The organism is Pseudomonas sp. XS1P51 (assembly GCF_054897845.1).
In genome coordinates this window covers 4,436,315-4,455,415 of record NZ_CM142707.1, presented here as the reverse complement: position 1 = coordinate 4,455,415, position 19,101 = coordinate 4,436,315, and the positions used below count along the sequence as shown (strand labels likewise).

At 60.3% G+C, this 19,101-nt stretch carries 15 protein-coding genes; 1 reads left to right on the top strand and 14 read right to left on the bottom strand.

Annotated elements, in window-relative coordinates:
• Positions 1–65: 65 nt before the first annotated feature.
• Positions 66–1,331, bottom strand: coding sequence for an urea ABC transporter substrate-binding protein (gene urtA / locus ACYZUD_RS20805; protein WP_462019929.1), 1,266 nt, complete (start codon positions 1,329–1,331; stop codon positions 66–68).
• Positions 1,332–1,614: 283 nt separating this feature from the next.
• Between urtA and ACYZUD_RS20800 the strand changes: the two genes are divergently transcribed.
• Positions 1,615–4,905: a hypothetical protein gene (locus tag ACYZUD_RS20800; protein WP_462019928.1), complete on the top strand. Its 3,291-nt coding sequence runs from the start codon at positions 1,615–1,617 to the stop codon at positions 4,903–4,905.
• Positions 4,906–4,940: 35 nt separating this feature from the next.
• On the opposite strand, the gene ACYZUD_RS20795 is transcribed toward ACYZUD_RS20800, so the two are convergent.
• From ACYZUD_RS20795 to cbiE, 13 genes are all read right to left on the bottom strand, one after another.
• A complete protein-coding gene (locus tag ACYZUD_RS20795; protein WP_462019927.1) occupies positions 4,941–5,951 on the bottom strand; it encodes a FecCD family ABC transporter permease in 1,011 nt (336 codons plus the stop codon).
• The gene (locus tag ACYZUD_RS20790; protein WP_462019926.1) at positions 5,948–6,907 is read right to left on the bottom strand and encodes an ABC transporter substrate-binding protein; all 960 of its coding nucleotides are present in this window, start codon (positions 6,905–6,907) and stop codon (positions 5,948–5,950) included. The genes ACYZUD_RS20795 and ACYZUD_RS20790 overlap by 4 nt, the downstream gene beginning before the upstream one ends.
• A complete protein-coding gene (locus tag ACYZUD_RS20785; RefSeq protein ID WP_462019925.1) occupies positions 6,904–7,692 on the bottom strand; it encodes an ABC transporter ATP-binding protein in 789 nt (262 codons plus the stop codon). Before ACYZUD_RS20785 ends, ACYZUD_RS20790 begins: the two co-directional genes overlap by 4 nt.
• 116 nt (positions 7,693–7,808) lie before the next feature.
• Positions 7,809–9,929 (bottom strand): TonB-dependent receptor, encoded by a 2,121-nt coding sequence (locus ACYZUD_RS20780; protein WP_462019924.1) that lies wholly within the window; start codon positions 9,927–9,929, stop codon positions 7,809–7,811.
• Between the two features lie 149 nt (positions 9,930–10,078).
• Positions 10,079–11,455, bottom strand: a complete 1,377-nt coding sequence (locus tag ACYZUD_RS20775) for a PepSY-associated TM helix domain-containing protein (RefSeq protein ID WP_462019923.1) — start codon at positions 11,453–11,455, stop codon at positions 10,079–10,081.
• Positions 11,456–11,577: 122 nt separating this feature from the next.
• Positions 11,578–13,695 carry a TonB-dependent copper receptor gene (locus tag ACYZUD_RS20770; protein WP_462019922.1) on the bottom strand — a complete coding sequence of 706 codons (2,118 nt, stop codon included), beginning with the start codon at positions 13,693–13,695 and terminating at the stop codon, positions 11,578–11,580.
• Positions 13,696–13,883: 188 nt separating this feature from the next.
• Positions 13,884–14,342 (bottom strand): DUF2946 domain-containing protein, encoded by a 459-nt coding sequence (locus ACYZUD_RS20765; RefSeq protein ID WP_462019921.1) that lies wholly within the window; start codon positions 14,340–14,342, stop codon positions 13,884–13,886.
• A 21-nt stretch (positions 14,343–14,363) separates the two neighbouring features.
• Entirely contained in the window at positions 14,364–14,843 is a 480-nt protein-coding gene (locus ACYZUD_RS20760) for a copper chaperone PCu(A)C (protein WP_462019920.1), read from the bottom strand.
• A gap of 48 nt (positions 14,844–14,891) precedes the next feature.
• Positions 14,892–15,290, bottom strand: coding sequence for a DUF2946 domain-containing protein (locus ACYZUD_RS20755; RefSeq protein WP_462019919.1), 399 nt, complete (start codon positions 15,288–15,290; stop codon positions 14,892–14,894).
• Between the two features lie 98 nt (positions 15,291–15,388).
• The gene (locus ACYZUD_RS20750) at positions 15,389–15,679 is read right to left on the bottom strand and encodes an addiction module antidote protein (protein ID WP_462019918.1); all 291 of its coding nucleotides are present in this window, start codon (positions 15,677–15,679) and stop codon (positions 15,389–15,391) included.
• A gap of 255 nt (positions 15,680–15,934) precedes the next feature.
• Positions 15,935–16,657, bottom strand: a complete 723-nt coding sequence (locus tag ACYZUD_RS20745; RefSeq protein ID WP_462019917.1) for a cobalt-precorrin-6A reductase — start codon at positions 16,655–16,657, stop codon at positions 15,935–15,937.
• Entirely contained in the window at positions 16,654–17,751 is a 1,098-nt protein-coding gene (locus tag ACYZUD_RS20740; RefSeq protein WP_462019916.1) for a cobalt-precorrin-5B (C(1))-methyltransferase, read from the bottom strand. The genes ACYZUD_RS20745 and ACYZUD_RS20740 overlap by 4 nt, the downstream gene beginning before the upstream one ends.
• Positions 17,744–18,955, bottom strand: a complete 1,212-nt coding sequence (cbiE, locus tag ACYZUD_RS20735; protein ID WP_462019915.1) for a precorrin-6y C5,15-methyltransferase (decarboxylating) subunit CbiE — start codon at positions 18,953–18,955, stop codon at positions 17,744–17,746. Before cbiE ends, ACYZUD_RS20740 begins: the two co-directional genes overlap by 8 nt.
• Positions 18,956–19,101 lie beyond the last annotated feature (146 nt).

Sequence of the window (19,101 nt, the reverse complement as noted above, 5' to 3'; positions counted from 1 at the left end):
CAGGCTCGCTCCCACAGGAGTTGTGTCGGCCCGCGCTCCATGCCCAGGCTCGACATCCAGTGGGCTTAGTTGCTCTTCACCGCATAATCCGGCTTCTTGTCGTTACCCGAGATGAACGGGCTCCACGGTTGGGCGCGGATCGGCCCTTCGGTCTGCCACACCACGTTGAACTGACCATCGGCCTGGATCTCGCCGATCATCACTGGCTTGTGCAGGTGGTGGTTGGTCTTGTCCATGGTCAGGGTGTAGCCGGACGGCGCGGCAAAGGTCTGGCCGGCGAGGGCCTCGCGGACTTTGTCGACGTCGGTGGACTTGGCTTTCTCGGCCGCTTGCGCCCACATGTGAATGCCGACGTACGTGGCTTCCATCGGGTCGTTGGTCACCGCTTTGTCGGCGCCCGGCAGGTTGTGTTTCTTCGCGTAGGCTTTCCAGTCAGCGACGAACTTCTTGTTGGTCGGGTTCTCGACCGACTCGAAGTAGTTCCACGCCGCCAGGTTGCCCACCAGCGGCTTGGTGTCGATGCCGCGCAGTTCTTCTTCACCGACGGAGAAGGCTACGACCGGGACGTCGGTAGCCTTCAGGCCCTGGTTGGCCAGTTCTTTATAGAACGGTACGTTGGAGTCGCCGTTGACGGTGGAGATGACGGCAGTCTTGCCACCGGCCGAGAATTTTTTGATGTTGGCCACGATGGTTTGATAGTCGCTGTGGCCGAACGGGGTGTAGACCTCTTCGATGTCCTTGTCTGCCACACCTTTGGAGTGCAGGAACGAGCGCAGGATCTTGTTGGTGGTGCGCGGGTAGACGTAGTCGGTGCCCAGCAGGAAGTAACGCTTGGCGCTGCCGCCTTCTTCGCTCATCAGGTATTCCACCGCCGGGATCGCCTGTTGATTCGGCGCGGCGCCGGTGTAGAACACGTTCGGCGACATCTCTTCACCTTCGTATTGCACCGGGTAGAACAGCAGGCCGTTGAGTTCTTCAAACACCGGCAATACCGATTTACGCGATACCGACGTCCAGCAACCGAACACCACCGCCACCTTGTCCTGCGTCAGCAACTGGCGACCCTTTTCAGCGAACAACGGCCAGTTCGACGCGGGGTCCACGACAACAGGTTCGAGCATCTTGCCGTTCACGCCGCCCTTGGCGTTGATCTCGTCGATGGTCATCAACGCCATGTCTTTCAATGACGTCTCGGAAATCGCCATGGTGCCGGACAACGAATGCAGAATCCCGACCTTGATGGTCTCGGCGGCCTGGACGGTCCAGGTCATGCCCATCGCGGCAATGCTTGCCGAAAGTGTGAAAGCCTTGATCAAGCTGCGACGCTTCATTGTGCGATCTCCATGAACGTTAGACATTTTTCTTGGTTGGCAGATGCGGACTACTGAAGGGTCTTTAGCAAGGGCTGTGCCTAAGACCCGAAGCGCTTTGCCTGAGGGGGGAGAACGCGCGGCGAGTGTAGTTGCTGCACCGTGAGCGAGCACAAAATTGCGCGCGGGCATGGCGATGCGCTCAAGTGGTGCCGAGCGCGCGAAGTAGTAACTATGTACCGCCTTCGGAATACTTTGCGGTGCGAGAGTGGGGCATTACGGATGATTCATTGGAGCACTACTTATGGATGAGCAACTACAACACCCTGTCTCGATTCCACTGAATGTATTGGATAGGGCGTTTCTGTCGGCAAGCGATGCGGCCCGTTTTGCCCATGAGCAAGTCGGTCGTCTACGTGACCGCGGGTATTACGGTTATATCCTTCAGCGAAACGATCAACGGTTTGTGATAAGCGAACTGGCTGAGCAGCCGCTCAGCGTCGGCTCCCATCACCAGGTAATCCCCAACAACCACGTCTTGCACAGTCGTTTCTATTCACACCCCGCGCTTTCGACGCTCGATGCCGCCAAGGTTGCGCAGCTGAAATGGTCTACCGAGGATGCAGCGACCAGTTTGTTGATGTTCAGCGTTGACGAACTGCGCAACAGCCTGGGAAGCGATTTGCCTGCCTATCTTTCGGGGGCCGAGGACAGCCTGATTGGTTTCACCCCCGGGGGGCCGCGCACGTTGAGCTTGCTTGCGCAACTGGGAACCGGGCTCCCACCTGGCGAGTTTGCCCGAGGGCTGGAGACGGGAGCCGTCAAACCGGAGCAGCTCGTTGTGGAAGCGGCGGCCGCCGGTGATTTACAGGTGATCATCAGCAACGGTCGCTGGCGACCTCGAGGAAAAATCACGGGGCCTGTCGTCCTCGGCCCCTGGGAGCGAAACGTACCGGAGCAGGTGTCGTTTGGTGCGATTTTCCAGTCAGCCGATGCGGCGGCGCTTGATCGCTATTCCAAAGACACGGGACAACATGACGAGGAACAGACCTGGTTCGGGTTCATCCTCAAGCGACAAGGCAAGGAGGAATACATTGCCAGCGAACTGGTTCGGGTCAGCGGGGGGAGAGACAAGCTTTACTCGTTGCGTAGTTTGTTCAGTGAGTCCAGAACCAGGGAGACTGTATATCCCGAGTCATTTGTACCTCACTCCTATTTTTATTCGCGCCAGCGAGTCAAGCATGCACGAGACGAATCCAGACGCTGGTTGGCACAGCACTTCATTGTGCCTCGAGATCTTTTTGTTGTGGTTTACAACTCAAAAAGGCGTCCGGTCATGGAGGGGAACACGACCATTCCTCTCTATGTGTCGACTCAGGACGGCGCCCTGCTGAAATACATTGCCCGCAAGGGCACCAAGCTGTTCGACAACGACGTCCCGAACATGGGCCTGGAAGAGATTCAAAGCAACCTGGCCAGTGGAACGTTGACCACGACCGCTTTTGTCAGGGTGGTCGCCAACAGCGGTACATTGCTCGTCATGCGCACCAGTCTGTGCTGGGACAGGAAAGGGCTGATCGGCCCCTACTGGGCGCCAAGCCAGTACCTGGAGCGTCGCACGTTGGGCCCGGTTTTCCCTACGGCCGATGACGCCGCCCTGCATGCACGTTCGCAAATGCCCCAAGGCAAGGCGAGGGCGTATGGTGGCCTCATTCTGAAGCGCGCTGACGGCTTTTTTGTAGCGACCAATCCGGTCGATATTCCTCAGGAAGATTTTGATATCAAGTGGATCTTCCCGGATGAAGCGGTCACCTTCGGCCAGTTTCCGGCGGGTTGCAGTATCGTTGCGCGCTATCGCTCACGGGTGTCGCGAGCGTTACCCGTCGTCATGTCGATGACTGATAGAGAGCTGTATCTCAACATGCTGTCTGTCGATGTGGTTTACACCGCTTTCACCCGGAGGGAACAACCGCTCGACGAGTACCTGTTTGCCCCTGACGAATCGATCATCCGCTATCGGATCGGGGTGTGGGAGCGATTCCTCGCCGACCTTGCCGTGGCGTTGAGTGCCTCGGGTAAAACGGTTCGCGACCTGAGTGCGGTCTGGATCAAGGAACAGATCTATCAGGGTGCATTGTCACCGACAGACTGGGTAAAAAAACTGGCGAAGTCCGGTTATCTGCAAGTTGTCGTGGGCAGTCGGCTGTGGGGGCATGCGCGTGCGGTGACAGAGTTTGTACCTTATACGACGTCGATTCGCACGAATGCTGACAGGAAAGCGGTGTCGGAGCCGGCCTATAGCCCGGTGCATGTTCGAGAGCAGGATGCCGCGCGCTTCGTTCATGAACAGGTCGGCAGTCGTTCAGCACTGAGTTTCGGATTCATGCTCAGGAACGCTCGCGATGGTTCCTTCATGGCAACCCTGCCCATTGCGGCGCTGAATTCAAAGTTTGGGTATGAACGTGTCTTTCCCGGCGCATTACCTTATCGCTACGTCACCAGCGGGATATTCCTGAGTGCTGTAAAAGCGCCGCCGGGTTTGACGGACGACGATTACCGGCACTTCTTTTCACCTGTCGACGTGAACCTGGCACGTACCGTTGCCTACACCGCCCAAGGGTACCGGCCGATTTACTTTTCCTGCGCCGATGGTGCCTTGTTACGTTTCAAACTCAGCGCCTACGATCCGGTGCTCTCCCTGGACAAGTTTGGCCAGCCCGAGACAAGGGACAATCCGTTTGCGACGCTTGAGCAGTCACAACGTGACTGGACCGATATCAATCAGGGCTCATTCAGCCTGACCGCTTACATTCGGCGCATGGCGGTGGCCGGGCATCTGGACGTTCTGGTGACCAGTCCCTACTGGTCTTGTCCGGGAGAGGTGGGGCACGACTGGCTGCCGCACATGCCTGCTATTTCCGACGAGGAACTTTGGGCTCGTAATCCCGTATTGCCTTTGGGGCCCGTGTTTCACCATTCCGATGATGCGGCTCTTCACGCACAGCTTCGAGCGGCGCGTATCGATGATCAATCGACATTGCGTGCCAGCGCGATCCTGACCAAGCGCGGTACTTATTCCTACGTTGGCCTGGAGCCCCTCGCAGATTCCGGTCCTTCCAATGAGGCCATCAATCGAATCTTCCGTACCGCGAGTGATGCCTCAACCACCCACAGGAATAAAGCACCGCAGTTTCCTGACGGTTACACGCTGATGGCCGGCTACCAGCTATCCCGGTCGGCAACCACCCCCGCCGTCCCGGAGGAGGTGGACTATGCATCCGCAGCATCGGTTTATGCGCACACCCATGCCTTGAAAGCCAAAGGGTTTGATATTGCCGCGTTCTACTATTCGACGCGTTATGGTGCACTGCTCAAATACGTACCCACGCACACGGCACAAGAGGGAAGATTCTTACTCACGGGGCAGTTGCTTTCGGCCGAAGACTTTGTTTTCAGGTTGGCGAACATTAGCCTGCTAAAAGTGCTGAAAACCGCATCTGACTGGAACCAGCCAGGCCGTCTTGGACAGGATTGGAAAATCACGCGTCAACAAACCCCCGACGTATCCGATAAACCCACTCGGGATGAGCTGTAATCCGGATGTCGGGCCTGGTGCGACAGTGTTTCGTCTCAACGCTTTCGCATCAATCCGATGAAAAAAAGCCCGCCAATCGCCGCTGTGGCCACACCAATAGGCAAGTCCTCGGGGGCTATCAGCGTGCGGGCGGCAACGTCGACCCAAACGAGGAAAACGCTGCCGAGCAACACGCACACCGGTAGCAAGCGTCGGTGTTCTGCACCCACTAATCGTCGGGCGATATGCGGCACCATCAGCCCGACGAAACCGATGGAACCACTGATGGACACCAGCACGCCGGTCATCAGCGAGGCGATCAAGAACACCCGTAAGCGCACGGTGCGGGCATTGAGGCCGAGGGTCACGGCGGTCTGTTCACCGGCCATCAACGCATTCAACGGTCGGGCCATACCGAGCAGTAACGCCAACCCGAGCAAGACGCTCGCGGCCGGCACCGCGAGCAACTCCCAGCGTGCCAGTCCGAGGCCACCCAACATCCAGAACATCACCGCCGAACTGGCGCGGTGATCGCCGAGAAACAGCAGCAGGTTGGCGATTGCCATCATCACGAACGACACCGCCACCCCGCACAGCAGCAGCCGATCACTGTCCAGCCGACCGTTGCGATTGGCGATCATCAGCACCACCAGCATGCTCAGCAACGCTCCGATAAAGGCTGCGATCGGCAGGGTCAGCAGACCGGCAATTTCGCCCACATGTAACACCACAATCACGGCGCCCAACGTCGCGCCGGAAGTGACGCCGAGCAAATGCGGGTCTGCCAGCGGATTGCGCGTCACCGCCTGCAGCACGGCGCCGATCAACGCCAGCCCGGCGCCCACCAACGCACCCAATAGCATGCGCGGTACGCGAATCAACCAGACGATATGTTCCTGTCCGGCTGTCCAGCTCATGTCGCCGATGCCAAACGCCTTGTGCAGCAGAATCCGCCACACCACGTCCACCGGCACCCGCGCCGGGCCGAAGCCCAGCGACACCACGCACGACACCAGCAATAACGCGCCGAGGGCGATCAGCAACGAGGCGTAGCGACGGCTGATCATTCGCCGTGGAAACCCTTGGCCAGGGTTTCGACCGCCAGCACGTTATCGATCCCCGGCGTGGCCTGCACATAAGGAATCACGATGAAGCGTTGGTTCTTGATCGCGTCTACCGATTGCAGCGCCTTGTTGTTCAGCAGGAATTGCTCCTTCTGCTCAGCAGTGACTTCGCCGTAGTCGACGATCACGATCACCTGCGGATTGCGCTCGACGACGTTCTCCCAGTTGACCCGGGTCCAGCTCGACTCGACGTCCTCCAGAATATTGCGCCCGCCAGCGGCGTCGATCAGTGCTTGCGGCATGCCGAGGCGGCCGGACGTCATGGCTCGGTCTTCGCCGCTGTCGTAAAGAAAAGCGCGAGGTTTTTCCACCGGCAGGTCCTTGCGTACCTCGGCAACCTGCGCCTGCATCCCGGCGATCAAGGCGTTGGCGCGGTCCTGCACGTCGAAGATTTTTCCGAGATTGCGCAGGTCGTTATACGTGTCTTCCAGGCTGGCGGGCGGGCGTTTCATCACGAACGCGCAAGACTCGGTCAGCTCGTAGACGTTGATGCCCAACGGCTGCAGGGTTTGCGGCGTGAGGTCCCCACCGACGCGCATGCCGTAATCCCAGCCGGCGAAGAAGAAATCGACGTTGGCGTTGAGCAGGGTTTCCACCGACGGGTACTTGGCCGCTAGCTCCGGCAGGCCGTCGAGGATGGTCTGCATGTCGGGTGTCACCGACTTCCAGCCAGTGACGCCGCTGTAGCCTGCCATGCTTGGCTTGAGGCCAAGAGCGAGCATCATCTGGGTCATGTTGATGTCGTGGCTGACGGCGTGCTTTGGCGCTTGCTTGAAGGTCGCTTCGCGGTTGCAGCTCTGGATCGTCAACGGGTAATGAGTGGCCTCGGCAAACGCCTGGGCGGTGCCCAGCAACAGGGCGAGAGAGAGGCTGGAGCGCAGCAGGGAACGCAAGGTCATGGTTGGGTTATCCAGGTGATTCGTGGGTAGCCGTGCAAAGGGTGTTCATCGATCAGCGCTTCGACGCCGAACACGTCCCGCAGCAGTGGGGCGGTCAGGACTTCTTCGGGTGTGCCGCTGGCAACGATGCGGCCGTGATTGATCACGTAGAGTCGGTCGCAGAAAGCGGCCGCAAGATTGAGGTCGTGGATGCTCGCCAGCGTGCCGATCTTCAGGCGTTTGACCCGTTGCAGCAGTTCAAGCTGATAACGCGGGTCGAGGTGATTGGTCGGCTCGTCGAGGATCAGCAATTGCGGTTGCTGGGCCAGGGCGCGGGCGAGGATCACGCGCTGCTTTTCACCGCCGGAGAGGGTGGCGAAGGCATGCTCTTCGAAGCCTTTGAGCCCGACTGAATCCAGGGCCTGGGTCACGAGGTTACGGTCCTCGAGCGTGTCGCCGTCGAACAACCCTTTGTGCGGCGTTCGACCCATGGCGACCACTTCATCGACGGTCAGGCCGAAGGCGTCGGGGAACTCCTGCAACACCACGGCGATGCGTTGCGCGCACCAGCGTGAGGACTGCTTCCAGACATTGTGGTGGTCGAGTTTGACCTCGCCACTCTCCGGTTTGCTGAAGCGCCAGGCGCATCGCAGCAGACTGGTCTTGCCGCTGCCGTTGGGCCCGATCAACCCGACGAACTCACCCGCGGCCACGTGCAGCGAGGCATCACGCAGCTGGAACTGGTGATGACAGTGGCCGTTGCCCAGCGGTGTCCAGGCGAGGTCGGTGAGGTTCAGCGAAGTCATGCATTTACTCTGAAATATTCAGTGGTGCTGATGACGCCATCGCGAGCAGGCTCGCTCCCACAGTTGATAGCATTCCATTGTGGGAGCGAGCCTGCTCGCGATGAGGGCGACACGGTTTAAAACTGATAATCAGCGATGACGAAAAACGACCTCGGCTCGCCAAGGATCCACTGCTGCCCCTCATTGTATTGGCTTTGCGCATACTGGCGATCGAACAGATTGTTCACCTGCAACCCCAGCGTCGTATTTCGCAGCGCCTTCCATGACAGCGTGGCGTCAACCACGGTGTAACCCGGCAGCTCGTTCTGGTTGGCCATGTCTGCATATCGCGCATCGACATAACGTACACCGGCTCCGGCTTTCAGGTTCTCGTTGATCGCTTTGCTCAGCCACAGATTCGCCGTGCGCCGTGGCACGTCCACCGGGCGATTGCCGTTGCGCGACACCGGCACACCGCCGACCACTTCTTCGAAATCGTCGTACTTCGCTTTGACGATGGCCGCGTTGGCCTGCAGTTGCCAGGCGTGTGGCAGTTGCAGATCGAGGCTGGCTTCCAGGCCGTTGGACGACTGCTGGCCGACCTGCTGCTTGAGCGTCGGGTTGCCCGGATCGTCGGTCAGCAGTTTTTTTTTGACGATGCGATAGGCTGCCAGCGTCCACTCGCCGCGCTGGTCCCAGAACATCTGCTTCATGCCGATTTCAGTCTGTTTCACGGTTGCCAGGTCATATTGCTGCTGGCTCGGGCTCAGGGAAATCAACCCGCCGACACCGTCGGTGCTGGTGGCGTACTGACCGTAGAACGAAGTGTCCGGGGTCACGGCAAACACCAGCCCGGCCTTCCAGTTGTTGCCGGTCAGGGTCTTGTCGCTCTGGCTGCCATCCACCAGGTTGTCGCGATCGACGTGCACGTAATCGCGGCGCACGCCGGTCACCAGGGACCAGCGCTCGCTCAGTTGCGTACGGTTTTCGCCGAAGGCCGACATCTGTCTGGTGGTGGACTGGAACTGCTCGCGGTACGGATTGGCGCTTTCAAAACTGCCACGTTGCGGGTGATACAAATCGATCGGTTGACCGTCCGGCAAGACGTCATTGAACGGCGAGTTGCTGTCGAGCTGAAAGCGGATGCGGTTGTAATCGACACCGGTCACGGTCTGGCTGTCGAGGCCGAACAGCGAGTGCTTGAAGGTTAAGGTCTGACGATCACCGACCTGTTCCTGTTTGTGACCGATGCTGTAGTAACCGCTGCGACTGAGTTGCTGGGTGTCGCGGTCGAAGTTGTAGTTCTCGGCGTTCTGCCAGCGGCGCTGGGCCTTGAGGTAATACAGCTCGTTGCTCGAACTGACGTTTTCGGAGATTTGCCAGTCGCTGGTCAGCCGCGTCCATTGATCGTTGTAATGTTGCTTGTCGTTGCTGACGTTGTAGTTCTTGTCCCGCAGACTTTCTTTAAAGCGCCCGTTGATCAGCGGCGTGCCAAAGTAGTTCATCGGGTTCTGGTCGCCGTAATCGTGGGCGAGGGTGAACGCCAGATCGTCCGTTGCCTGCCAGCGCAGGGCGGCACTGATGAAGTCGCTGGACGAATCGCCGCGATCGACCCAGCCATTGCTGCGCAGACGATTGAGGTTCAAGCGGTAGCTCAAGGTGTCGTTCAGAGAGCCGCCGCTGTCGAAGGCCTGTTGCTGGCTGTCGTAAGAACCGTAGCCGAGTCGGACGTGGTTTTCGATTTCACCTTCAAAGGGCTTTTTCGGGATCACGTTGACCACCGCGCCGGTTGCTCCTTCGCCGTACAACACCGACGCCGGGCCGCGCAGCACATCGACGCGCTCCACCGACCAGGTGTCGACCGGGAAGGTCACGGTGCCCATGCCGGTGTACATCCGGTTGCCGTCATATAGCTGCATCACCGAACTCTGACCAGTAAAGCCCCGAGCCGACAATGAGGTGCCGCCATCGCCCGGTGTGCCCGTGCGACTGATACCAGTGCTGCGCGATACCGCGTCCTGGACGCTGCGATCACCGCGTGCGCGGATCTGTTCGCCGGTCAGGCTTTCGACGCTGGCCGGGGTTTCCAGCGCCGTGAGATTCAGGCGCGAGCCGGCAGTGGTCGGGGTGTTCAGGCTGACGGTTTCATCATCATTGGCTTGAGCAGTGATGGTGTCGGTGGGCAGCGTCAACGATTGCGCGTGGGCGCTGTTGTTCATGGCGAGCAGGCAAAGACCGGACAAGAGGTACTTGTTCATCGGGACGGTGAATCACTTCTTCAAAAGAAAACCCGCAGCAATGGCTGCGGGTCGGGCGGTCTATTAGTGTTATGTAGTAACACTAAAAGTGGCCGGGAGATAAGCGCGGAAAGTCTACAGATCCCTCTAATCCGCGCATCTCGACTGTTTCATGATGAAGATGAGGCCGATTCAGTTTGCCGGTTGAAGCGCCGCAGCCCCCGATCCAGCAACCACACCACCACCAGCGAAGCGCCCACCAGCGGAAACGCCACCGCCAGTGCGAACATGATGACCATTGCGGTTTTCCATTTCGGCAGGTCGTGGCGCAGCGGTGGAACACCGAGCTTGCCTTGCGGACGACGCTTCCACCAGATCACCACGCCACTGACGGCACTGAGCAGAATCATCAGGCAGATCAGCAGCACGACGATCTGGTTGAACACACCGAACATCTTGCCTTCATGCAGCATCACGCCGGTTTCCGTGGCGCGGGCAACAGTGCCGTAATGCTCCCAGCGCACGTCGGCCAGGACATTGCCGGTGTACTGATCGACATGCAGGGTGGCGTCGTTGCGCGGGTCGTCGGCGAACACCGCGATGGTGAACACAGCAGTGGCCGTGGTCGGGAACGTGATGCTGTAACCCGGTTCGACCTTGCGCTGCTCGGCGATGTTCTGCACGTCTTGCAGGCTGATGGTCGGCGCGGCAGGGCCGGCTTGCGCGGCACCGTGGGCCATGTGTTCGGCGTGGTCGCCGGACATGGGCATCGGTGTGTTTTCCATGGCCCAGGGCACGGTCTGGCGAGTGGCGGTGTTGAGGCTGCGCGCCTCGACGTCGGACTTGGGCATGTCATTCCACATCGCATCCGGGAAGACGTTCCACACGCCGGCGTACTGCTTGCCCCAGAACCCGGTCCAGGTCATGCCGCTGAGCAGCATGACCAGCAGAAACGTGGCGCCCCAGAATCCGGTGACGGCATGCAAGTCACGCCACAGCACGCGACCGCGACTGCTCAGGCGCGGCCACAAGATGCCGGCGGCCTGACCTCGCGGCCACCACAAAAACACCCCGGAAACCACCAGCACGATCCCCCAGCCAGTGGCCAGTTCGATCAGTCGATCACCGACCGTGCCGATCATCAACTCGCCATGAATCGCCCGGGCGACCGCTTGCAGATTCTTCTTGGCGTCTTGCTCGCCAAGGATGTCGCCGTGGTACGGATCGACGAACACATTCAGCTCGTTACCGGCATTGAGCACGACAAATTGCGCACTGCGCTCGGCGTTGACCGGTGGCAGGTACTGCTTGATCGTTCCTTGTGGATAAGCGTCTTTCACCCGCTTGAGCAGGTCGTCGGCCGGGACGCTGTGATGCCCGGCGGGGACGTTCAGCAGACTGCCGTACATCAACGGATCGAGTTGCGGTTTGAACAGGTAAATGATGCCGGTCAGCGCCAGCATCACCATGAATGGCGCGACGAACAGACCGGCATAGAAATGCCAGCGCCAGGCCAGGTTGTAGAAATTCACTTTGGGCTGTTTCATCGGTTGTGCTCCGCTTGGCGAATCAATTGTCTGTAAAAGATCGCAGCCTCGTTTCACTCGACAGCTCCTACAGGGGGTACGCGTCCCAGTGCAGGAGCCTGCGATCTTTTGACTTCTTCTTGTTAGAAACTCATGTCCACCTTGGTCCAGAGCGTGCGCCCCGGTTCGTTGATGGCTTGCGGGTCATTGGCCGGGTAGCCGAAACCTGCGTTGCCGGCCAGGTTCAAGTGCTCGGCGTAAGCCTTGCCGAACAGGTTGTCGACGCCGCTGCTGACCTTCCAGTTCTTGTTGATGCGGTAGGCACCGTTGAGCGAGAACACGCCGAAACCGGCGGTCTTGTCGAAGTCCTTGCCGACCACGTTGCCCTTGTTCTGGTCGATACGGTTTTGCGCGGCGACCACTCTCCACAGTGCGCCGGCGCTCCAGTTGTCTTCGCTGTAGGTCAGGCCGAAGCGTGCGTCCAGCGGTGGCATTTGCGGCAACGCGTTGCCATCGCTGCTGTTCTTGCCCCAGGCGTAGGCCAGGGTCGCGTCGACTTTCCAGTTGTCGGTCAGCTTGTAGGCCGCGCCGAGTTCGCCGCCCATGATTCGCGCGTCGATGTTCTCGGCTTGCGAGGTCATGCCCATCATTCCGGGCGTGTAGTTGAACAGGATGTAATCACGCACCTGTCCGACATAACCCGAGGCCCAGGCTTCGAGGTCCTCGGTTTTGTATTGCAGGCCGAAGTCGAGCTGGGTGGTTTTTTCAGGCTTGATCGAATCGAAGGCGCTCACCGATCCGGCAGGCCCCGAGTCGGGCGAAAACAGCTCCCAGTAATCCGGGAAACGCTGCGTGTGACCGAGGCCGGCATACAGCGTGGTCGGGCTGTCGGCCAGGTCGTGCTCGTAGCGGACGAAGCCGCTCGGCAGGGTGTCGGCGCGGGTGTCGTCGGCGGTCGGGCTGGGGCGGGTCATCATTCCGGAGCCGCTGGTCTGCCGGTAATCCTTGGCCGAAGCACGGTCCAGGCGAGCGCCGGTAATCAGTCGGTCACGGTCGGCGGCGTACCAGGTCAGTTCGCTGAACACACCGTAGTTGTGGAAAGCGGCGTCCTTGTCGCGCGGCAGATCCTTATAGGTGTCGATGCCCATGGCGCTGCGTTCGCGGTGTTCGTTGGTCTGCGCGTCGATGCCGCTGATCAACTGCACATCGGCCCAGCGCCAGGTCGCCTTGATCCGTGCGCCGAGGGTGCGGCGGTCGACGTTGGAGGCCATGGGCCCGGCCATCATCCCGGTGCCGGAGGGCGTGCGCAGGGTGTAGTTGTCCATCACGTGGTCGGCGTAGTTGTAGTAGATCTGCGCCTCGACCTTGTCCAGCACGTCGCCGATGTTGGACTTCTCGAAACGCAGGCCAAGGCTTTCGCGCTTGAACTGCGAACCGTCCATGCCGCGCCCGGCGTAACGGGCCTCGCCGTCACCCTTGCCGGCCGTCAGCTCCAGCAAGGTGTCGGCGTCCGGCGTCCAGCCGACTGTCACGTCGCCGTTCCATTTGTCATACCGTGACGGCACGGTGTCGTTGTTGCCGTCCTGGTAGTCGTCGGAGTGCGCGGTGTTGCCGATCACCCGCACGTAGCCCAATGGCCCGCCGGCAGCGGCGTCCACCACTTTGTCGAAGCGGCCGTTGGAGCCGGCCAGCACACTGGCATTCACCCGTGTACCGAGTTCGCCGAAGCTTTCTGGCTCACGGTCGAAAAGGATGGTGCCGGCGGATGCGCCCGGTCCCCAAAGCACGGTTTGAGGGCCTTTGATGACGGTGAGCTTGTCGTAGGTTTCCGGCGAGATGTACGAGGTTGGTGCATCCATCCGGCCGGGGCAGGCGCCGAGCATCATGCCGCCATTGGTGAGGATGTTCAGCCGCGAGCCGAACATGCCGCGCAGCACTGGATCGCCATTGGTGCCACCGTTGCGCACCAGGGCGAAGCCCGGAATGGTCTTCAGGTAATCGCCACCATCGCTGGCCGGCACCGGTTGGCGCGGGTCCTTGGGGTTGGTGACGATGGTCAGCGGTGAGCTGGGTGCGATGGCGGTTATCACCGTCGGGCTCAGTTCTTCACTGTGACCGGCGTGTTCATCGGCCAGCACCATGGGGGTCAGCAGGGCACCGCAAAGAATTGCGGTGGCGTGCCTGAAACGAATGCGGGATTCGTTCAGGGCAAAAGTGGCTTGGGCAGCGCTCAAGCGTGTGTCAGCAGAAAACCTGGACATGACAATTTCCATCGGACAGTCGTAAACGACACGGCCGGCAGCTGATGCATTCCCTGTGGGAGCGAGCAAGCTCGCGAAAGCGGAGCGCCAGACGACATTAATGTTGGCTGACACTCCCTCTTCGCGAACAAGCTCGCTCCCACAGGTTGCTTTGGCTGTCTTCTGAACCGTGAGATCGAGGTAAGTGTTTACGCGACGATGGGCGGGGCGCGGGTGCGGGCGCCGGGGAAGAAGGTTTGCCGGGCATGACCCAGGCGAGGGGAAGGGCTGGTGAATGTGGTGGAGGGCGGGGTGTCGAAAGCGGTGAATGACACGCCACCGGTGAGCGCAGGGCAATTGAACAGCAGGCTGCAATAGCCGCATTTTTCCCACAGCGCGTGATGCTCAGGTTTCGGCGGACAATGCTCGGCGGTGGGTTGTGTACCGTGCCCGGCGTGCTCCATCGCCGACATATCCATGGGCATGTCCATCGACATGCTCATCGATACTGTCATCGCAGCCGAGGCGCGCTGATCCATCGGCATCGACTGGGAAATCAGCGGGCCGATAAAGATCATCAACATGGCGAACAGGCTGATCCAGCTACCGCGGGTCAGTCTTGACGACTGACGACGGTGTGCGGATGACCTGACGCTAAGCGGGCGCATGGGCGTCTTCAGCTCTGGGGATTACTGAGCGTGCGCATGCACTGGCATGTCGTCCGGTGCCTTTTTCTGCACCGAGACTTCGACGGTCACGTCACCGGACTGCTCGAAATGCATCGTCAGCGGGAAACGCTTGCCGTCACTCAACAGGCTGCGGTCTTTCAGTTCCAGTAGCATCACGTGATACGCCATCGGCGCAAAAGTGACTTCGCCGCCAGCCGGGATCTCGACGCTCGGCACCTGCTGCATTTTCATCAGGTCGTTCTGCATCACATGCTCGTGCAACTGCGCAACACCGGCAATCGGCGAGTCGACGCTGAGCAGCCGGTCGGCGGATTTGCCGCTGTTGTGAATCACGAAGTAAGCCGCGACGGTCGGCGCGTTGGGCGGCAGCTCTTGCGACCACGGATGAGCAATTTCCAGCTCTCCGGCCTTGTATTCGTGGGCACTGGCAAAGCAGGCAGGCAGCAGCAACGCGGCCAGGACGATGAGTTTGTTCAACATGGCAGTTCTCCGGAACGATTCAAAACGCAGATCAATTGCGAGAAGGAATCACACCAGAGGAGAGGCTCGGGGGTTCAGGCTCGGCCATTGCTGGCGCGGAGTGGGTGTGTCGAGAGAGGCAGCGGGCAGGCTTCGATTGGCTTCGAAACGGGCGAAATACAGCTGCGGAACATGCCCAGGCAGCGCTACCAAGGGTGCGGAGCCGGAGCAGCACCAGCAATGCTGCATGTTGGAATGATCGTCGTTCTGTGGGGCCTTCTGCTCGATGTCGCCGAGAGAAATTGCCACCATCTTCGTGCCGCCGGACGAACAGAAACTGCCCCACAGCAACTGCTCGGCAGGTGATTTCGCCGTCTGCGCCATCGTTCCGGTCATCGGCATGGCGAGCATGTTGAACAGCACTGCGAAGCAGGCGATCCAGGCAATTGCGAGCCGTTGTCGGGACATGGGACAGATCCGGTTGAGTGGGCGATCAGGCGCGGCTATTTAGCCTGATCAGTGCCGATAAGTAAAAATACCGCGTGCGGTGTGGTGTCGCAGCGCAATCAGATAGCAGTGGCATGCAAGCGCAGACCCAAGGCTTTCATAACCTTCATGATAGTCGCGAATTCCGGATTGCCAGTGCTGCTCAATGCTTTGTACAGACTCTCACGACCCAGGCCCGCATCACGCGCAACCTGTGTCATGCCCTGTGCTCGGGCAATGTCATTGAGTGCAGCGCGGATCAAAACACCGTCGCCTGCATCTTCTTCAAAGCAAGCGTCCAGATAAGCGGCCATGTCTTCGGGTGTTTTGAGAAAATCGGCGGCATCGAAACGGGTGAATTGTTCGGTCACTGGAGCCTCTGAGCTGTTTTTGTACAGCTACCCAGAAGAATAAAGGTCGGGTTCTGGTCGAGTAAGTCGGCTGTTTTGGACGATGTTGTGTGTAAGATCTGACGGTTGTGTAGGGCACCCTACGTTCTGTAGCAGCTGGCGAAGCCTGCGTTCGGCTGCGTAGCAGTCGTATATCCTGGCGCTGCGGTAAAACTGCAATGTCACGGTGTTAAAACTTACGACTGCTACGCAGCCGAACGCAGGCTTCGCCAGCTGCTACAGGTCAGGTGCCAGCGCTGTGAGCAATTCACCCACCGACCCAAACTCCCGCTCAACCCCCGGCAATACAGGCCGCTTCAACACCAGCACCGGCACCCCACGCTCCCGCGCCACTTCCAGCTTCGGCTCGGTGGCGGTGCTGCCGCTGTTCTTGCTGATCAGCACATCGATCTGCCGGCGTTCGAACAGTTCGCGTTCATCGTCGATCATGAACGGCCCGCGGGCGCCAATCACTTCGCAACGTTCGTTGCCGGGGTAAACGTCTAATGCACGCAGTGTCCAGAATTGCTTTGGCGGGATTTCATGCAGGTGCTGCAACGGTTCGCGGCCAAGGGTGAACAGCGGTCTCCGGTACGGTTTCAACGCGTCGATCAGTTCGGCCCAGTCGCTGACTTCGCGCCAGTCATCCCCGGCTTGTGGTTGCCAGGCCGGGCGCCTTAGCGCCCAGCAAGGAACGCCGCTCAAGCGTGCGGCGGTCGCGGCGTTCTGACTGATCTGTGCCGCGTAAGGATGAGTAGCGTCCAGCAGCAGATCGATCCCTTCATCCCGAACAAATTGCGCCAGGCCTTCAGCACCGCCATAGCCGCCGACGCGAACCTGACAGATCAAATCCGTTGGCACGCGACCGACACCGGCCAGGCTATAGATGTGTTCCGGCCCAAGGGTTCGGGCGATGGCCAAGGCTTCAGTCACGCCGCCCAGTAACAAAATGCGCTTCATTGAAAACCTCCCGCATGGCCGACAATTCCGCCCTGGCGATCGATGGCAAACACTTCGACCTGAACCTGCGCCGGTACCACGCTGCGGGCAAACTCCAGGGCGTGCTGACACACCGCATCACCGAGGGCGATGCCCGCCGCACTGGCCATCGCCAATGCCTGCTGACTGGTGTTGGCTTCGCGAATCGCTTGCTGCAACACCTCATCGGCGCCGACTGCCGCAGCCCAGTCGGCCAGTTGCGGCAAGTCGATGCTTGAATGCCGGCTGTGCAAATCCATGTGCCCGGCCGCCAGCTTGCTGATTTTGCCGAAACCGCCGCACAGGCTGAGTTTATCCACCGGCACTTTGCGCAGATGCTTGAGTACGGCGCCGACGAAGTCGCCCATTTCGATCAGGGCCATTTCCGGCAGGTCGTAGACCCGGCGCATGGTGTCTTCGCTGGCGTTGCCGGTGCACGCGGCGATGTGCAGGTAGCCGTTGGTTTTCGCCACATCGATACCTTGATGGATCGAGGCGATATAGGCCGCGCAGGAAAACGGCCGGACGATGCCGCTGGTGCCAAGGATCGACAGGCCGCCGAGAATCCCCAGTCGCGGGTTCATGGTTTTCAAGGCCAGTTCCTCGCCACCTTCGACGTTCACTGTCACCTCGAAACCGCCGGGGTAATCGAGTTCGTCGGCCAGCAGGGTCAGGTGATCGGTGATCATCTTGCGCGGCACCGGGTTGATCGCCGGTTCGCCGACACCCAGCACCAGCCCCGGTCGGGTGACGGTACCGACGCCAACACCGGCGTTGAAACGAATGCCCGGCTCGTCGTTCAGTCGCACTCGGGAATAGAGCAGTGCGCCGTGGGTCACGTCCGGGTCGTCCCCGGCATCCTTGATCGTGCCGGCCTCGGCACCGTCGTCCATCAGCCGACAGAACTCCAGGCGCATCTGCACGTGTTTGCCTTTGGGCAGGACGATTTCCACGGCGTCCGCGTTCATCCCGCTCAGCAATAATCGGGCTGCCGCCAGGCTGGTGGCGGTGGCGCAACTGCCGGTGGTCAGGCCGCTGCGCAGCGGGGCGGGTTGTTCGGCGGTTTCGTCACGCATCGAAGGGTTTGACCACGTCCAGCAAGGTAATCGGCAGCGCCTGGCGCCAGGTATCGAAGTCCCCCAGCGGTTGCGCTTGGGCGATATGAATGCGCGTCAGCTCCCCGCCGCACTGTTCGCGCCAGGCCATCAGGGTCATTTCACTTTGCAGCGTGACCGCGTTGGCGATCAGTCGGCCACCGGGTTTCAGTGCCGCCCAGCAGGTATCGAGTACACCTTCGCGGGTGACGCCGCCACCGATGAAAATCGCGTTCGGGGGTTCGAGTCCAACCAGGGCTTGCGGCGCACTGCCGCGAATCAGTTGCAGACCGGGTACGCCGAGCGCGTCGCGGTTGTGCTCGATCAATAGCTGTCGACCTTCATCGGCCTCGATGGCCAGCGCCCGGCAACCCGGATGGGCGCGCATCCATTCGATGCCGATGGAGCCGCTGCCGGCGCCGACGTCCCAGAGCAATTCGCCGGGAGTCGGGGCCAGCCGCGCAAGGGTGATGGCGCGCACGTCGCGTTTGGTCAACTGGCCGTCGTGCTTGAAGGCCGAGTCCGGCAGGCCGGCCAGTCGCGACAGACGCGGCGTGTTCGGTTCGGCGATGCATTCGATGGCGATCAGGTTCAGGTCGGCGATCACTGGATCGGTCCAGTCGTTGGCGACGCCATCGATGCGTCGCTCGGCTTCTCCGCCCAGATGTTCCAGCACGCTCAGGCGACTCGGCCCGAAACCCCGCTCACGCAACAGCGCGGCGATCGCGGCAGGGCTTTGGCCGTCATTACTCAGCACCAGTAAACGAACACCACTGAACAGCTGCGCGTTAAGTGCAGCGATGGGGCGGGCGACCACCGACAGCGTCACAACATCCTGCAACGGCCAGCCCATCCGTGCGGCGGCGAGTGAGCAGGAGGACGGCGCGGGCAGGATCAGCATTTCATCGCTGGGCAATTGCCGAGCGAGGCTGGCGCCGACACCGAAGAACATCGGATCGCCGCTGGCCAGCACGCAAACAGGCTCGCCGCGCAGGGCCATTACCGGCTTGACGGAAAACGGGCTCGGCCAGAGTTGGCGCTGGCCACGTATACAGGCGGGTAACAAATCCAGTTGCCGTTGACCGCCGAAGATCCGCGACGCAGCCAATAGCGCACGCCGGGCGTTTTTGCCCAGGCCTTTGAAACCCTCTTCACCGATGCCCACTACTGTCAGCCAGGGTGTCATGCCATTCCTCAATCACGCGTTCATCTTCGAAGGCGGCATGATAGCGCGGCTTCCCTGAACTGACTTCTTTCTATTCGCTGTCGTGCTTTCGGACATCAAATGTTGATGATGTTTTTTTATTCGGTGGGTATTTATTGTTAGTGTGG